Origin of the sequence: Streptomyces flavalbus, from assembly GCF_042674625.1 — a bacterium.
Lineage (GTDB): Bacteria > Actinomycetota > Actinomycetes > Streptomycetales > Streptomycetaceae > Streptomyces > Streptomyces flavalbus.
Genome location: NZ_JBHTEB010000003.1, coordinates 1 through 3202, shown reverse-complemented (window position 1 = coordinate 3202; position 3202 = coordinate 1). Strand labels below are relative to the sequence as shown.

Here is a 3202-nt window from a genome sequence, read left to right as displayed (position 1 = left end):
CGACAAGCCGCTGACCAGCACAAACCCGCACCAGCCCTTTAGACGCCGGACACCATCACCAACACCACACCACCGTTATCAACGAACCCCCAACAACCGCAGACCAGAAGCCTGGCCAGCACCGCCGAAGCACCCAGGAAACGCCTGCCCCCTTCTCAGAAAACCTCCAACACCCCAGCTCACACCCCACCCACCACACCAACTACGAACCCCGGAATCACATCCGACTCCGCAGCCTCGGACACATCGTCGCGTTCGTACTGGTAGTCGGTGTAGAGGGCCACAAGGTCGGCGGTGACCGGCACGAAGCGGTGACGGCGGGACTTCGCCAGAGCATGGTTGGGGTTGTCCATGCGGCGGCAGACATGCACGTGCGGGCCCTCGATACCACAGCCCACAGCGCGGGAGGAGGCCAGCAGGTGCATGTCGCCGCGGTGCAGCCCGAGCGCCTCACCGATCCGCAGCCCTGTACACGCCAGCAACGCGATCAGGAAACGGTCCCGGGCACTCGGAGCCGCAGCGATCATCCGGCGGATCTGCTCATCGCTGAGGTCCTCATAGCCCGGCTCGGTGACCTTGAAGCGGAACACGGCTGCCTCGACCTGGCGCCGCCGGCCCGACTCGCCGGTATCGAAGCCGGGCGGGGTGAAACGCAGCAACTTCGGCTGCGACAGCAGCCCAGCCGTGTCGGCCGGCACCCAGCCGTGCGCAGCGCCGAACCGCAGGAACTCCCCCACTACCGTCATGATCGCGTTCGCCGTTCCCCCGGGAGCGGTAGCGGGCCGGACCCGGCCGCGCCTGGCCGGCCCGGTGCTGGACAGGGGTCTCGAGCAGCCACTGCTCCAGCCCGGCCAGATCCAGGAAGCTGGGGATCCGCCAGTCCAGCCGCCGCACCCCGCAGTAACTCAAGTAAAGGGCGACCCGCCCCGCATAGGCGCGCTCGGTGTTCGGCGAGCAGCCCCGCGCCCGCAGCGAGGCGAGGTAGGCCACCGCCTCGGTGTGCAGATCAAACGAGCCGGCGTCCACCACCACCCACCGCACCACACCGGTCACCGGAGAAACAGCACGCTCCGCCACAAAATCGGCATCCACGTGACAAACACAACCACCACGCCCAGCGGCGCGTACCGCACTCCGATCAGTACCATCCCCCAGGCGACAACCAGAACAAACATCCCTCATCGCCCACTTTTCCCCGAGATAATGGATGTGCCTGAGTTGAACAAGCGCCCATAGGTAGGCGGCAAGCGAGGGGTGCTCGATGGGTTCTGAACGGTCCTCTGAGGAAGTCCGGCTGAGCACACTTGTCAGCCGACGCAATGAGATTGCCTTCACGCCGCCGCTTTCAGCCCCCGCCGTGTTGCCCTTCGGACAGCTCTCACCACCCGTGTTCGAGCGTGTGGTCGGCGAGGTCATGTGGCTTGTCGACGGGATGAACGACATCCGCGGTTACGGCCGATCCGGACAGGATCAGGGTGGGCTCGACCTCATCGGCAGGAAAAGAGGGAAGACGCACGTCTACCAGGTACGCAGGATCGTCTCCCTCTCCGCGCCCGCCCTCCGTGCGGCCGTCACCGACTTCGCCGGCCCACCCCGCACGGCCACCCCTGAGGAAGGATGGTCCGAGCGACGGTTCGACGCGGTGCGTTTCGTTCTGGCAGCAGGGTGTGTCGTCGACGATACGAAGGTAGAGGACGAGCTCGTGGCCCTGCAGGAGGAGTACCAGGGCGACATAGAAGTCGATCTGTACGACGCAGGTGCCCTGTCTCGGTTCCTGCGGGAGCGCCCGCATCTTGTCGCGGGCGTGTTCGGTCCGGAGTGGGCCAAGGCATTCTGCGGGGTGGAGACCCCTCCGGTTCCGTCCCTCCCGCACGGGTACGCCCTTCTCAACGATCCGCTTGAGCACATGGGGCTGTCCGATGCTCTGCAGCGCGCCCAGCACCTCGCGGATACGGAACCTGAGCCAGCTGCTGAGCTCTTCGGGGCACTGGCACAGGAGCTGGAAGGAGTGTCGTTTACGGGGCATGCCGGTCAGCTCCGCATCCAGCAGCGTGACCTGCTGGTGTCTGCCGGACAGCATGGTGCGGCATTCGCTGTCGCGGCGGAGTTGCTGCTGGACCGGTACGAGGCCGGGGACCGCGTCTTTCTGGACAACCAGATGGAGCAACTGGCTTCCGACGCGGGGGGGCACGGCACCCGACACCTATGTGGTCTTGAAGGCGCTGGCGGACTGGCTCGAATACGGCTATGACCTCGCACCGGTGACCGCCGCACTTGAGACTGTGGTCCAGGCCGGTGAGCCCTGGGCGTCCCGCTTGGTACTGGCCGTCATCGAGCAAATCGTTGTCGACGAAGATCCCGACGATGACCCGGCGGGGCTGTCCGATCTGACTGCCGGACTCGTCACTGCCCAGACAGGTCTTTTGCGTGTTCGGCTGGAATGCTGCCTGGCAGACCTGGCCATCCGCTCCGGACACAGCCCGGATAAGGCCTATGCCGACCTCGACCGGCGTGCGCTGGGCGGCCGCATACCGGAACGGTTCGCGGTCTTGGTGCACATGCGCCGCGGACGCGCCTTGGCCCTGGCCGACCTCGGAGACGAAGCCATCGAGGCCTACCGGCGCGCCGTACTGGCTGCGACGCGCGAGGGCCTGGGAGGCGATGCCAGGCACGCCCTGCGGGCCATCTCCTACCTGTCCGACCAGTACAACCTCGGTTTCGGGCATTCGTCGCGGGCCATGCAGTCGGCCCGCACGGTCGGCGCCAAGGGCGCACGACTCATCGATCTCTCCTTCGACCCGGCCGTCAGCGCCCTGGAGGCGTTCTGGCCGACGGCAAGCTGCCGGACGCTTCCCGCGCCTCCCACCAGTGGCTGTGGCAAGACCGGATATCCGGTGCCCTAACCGACGAACTCCTCGCCCATCAGCGCTACGGCGAAGTGTTCAACCGTGCCGGAGAGACAAACCGCGCAGTGCATCACCTCATCCTTGCCGGCCGTAGAAAAGACGCGCGGAGCGCCGCCGAATCCGTACCCGAGTACCTCGATGTGCGCGACTTGCTACAGGTGCAGGCACGGTGGGTATGCGGCGCAGCCGCAGCGGTGACCGGCCAGCAGGCGGACCTGATCCCGGACGACGCCGTCCCGGGCATCGCCGCACGGCTGGCGGACATCGTCACCACAGGCCCGCAGTCGGGGCTGGCG

The 3202-nt window shown here is 66.7% G+C and carries 4 protein-coding genes; 3 read left to right on the top strand and 1 reads right to left on the bottom strand.

Annotated features, from left to right (window positions below; genetic code table 11):
- Positions 1 to 179: 179 nt before the first annotated feature.
- Positions 180 to 737 carry a tyrosine-type recombinase/integrase gene (locus ACFQZ6_RS35380; RefSeq protein WP_381617920.1) on the bottom strand — a complete coding sequence of 186 codons (558 nt, stop codon included), beginning with the start codon at positions 735 to 737 and terminating at the stop codon, positions 180 to 182.
- Between the two features lie 524 nt (positions 738 to 1261).
- On the opposite strand from ACFQZ6_RS35380, the gene ACFQZ6_RS35375 reads away from it, so the two are divergent.
- From ACFQZ6_RS35375 to ACFQZ6_RS35365, 3 genes are all read left to right on the top strand, one after another.
- Positions 1262 to 2251: a hypothetical protein gene (locus ACFQZ6_RS35375; protein WP_381617917.1), complete on the top strand. Its 990-nt coding sequence runs from the start codon at positions 1262 to 1264 to the stop codon at positions 2249 to 2251.
- Complete coding sequence (locus ACFQZ6_RS35370; RefSeq protein WP_381619095.1) at positions 2214 to 2903, top strand: hypothetical protein; 690 nt, start codon at positions 2214 to 2216, stop codon at positions 2901 to 2903. Before ACFQZ6_RS35375 ends, ACFQZ6_RS35370 begins: the two co-directional genes overlap by 38 nt.
- A 68-nt stretch (positions 2904 to 2971) precedes the next feature.
- Positions 2972 to 3202: hypothetical protein (locus tag ACFQZ6_RS35365; protein ID WP_381619092.1), on the top strand; the 231-nt coding region annotated here is incomplete at its 3' end.

Bases quoted from the DNA above. Each gene is read 5' to 3' on its own strand.
- ACFQZ6_RS35375 (WP_381617917.1), top strand. From the start codon at position 1,262: ATGGGTTCTGAACGGTCCTCTGAGGAAGTCCGGCTGAGCACACTTGTC.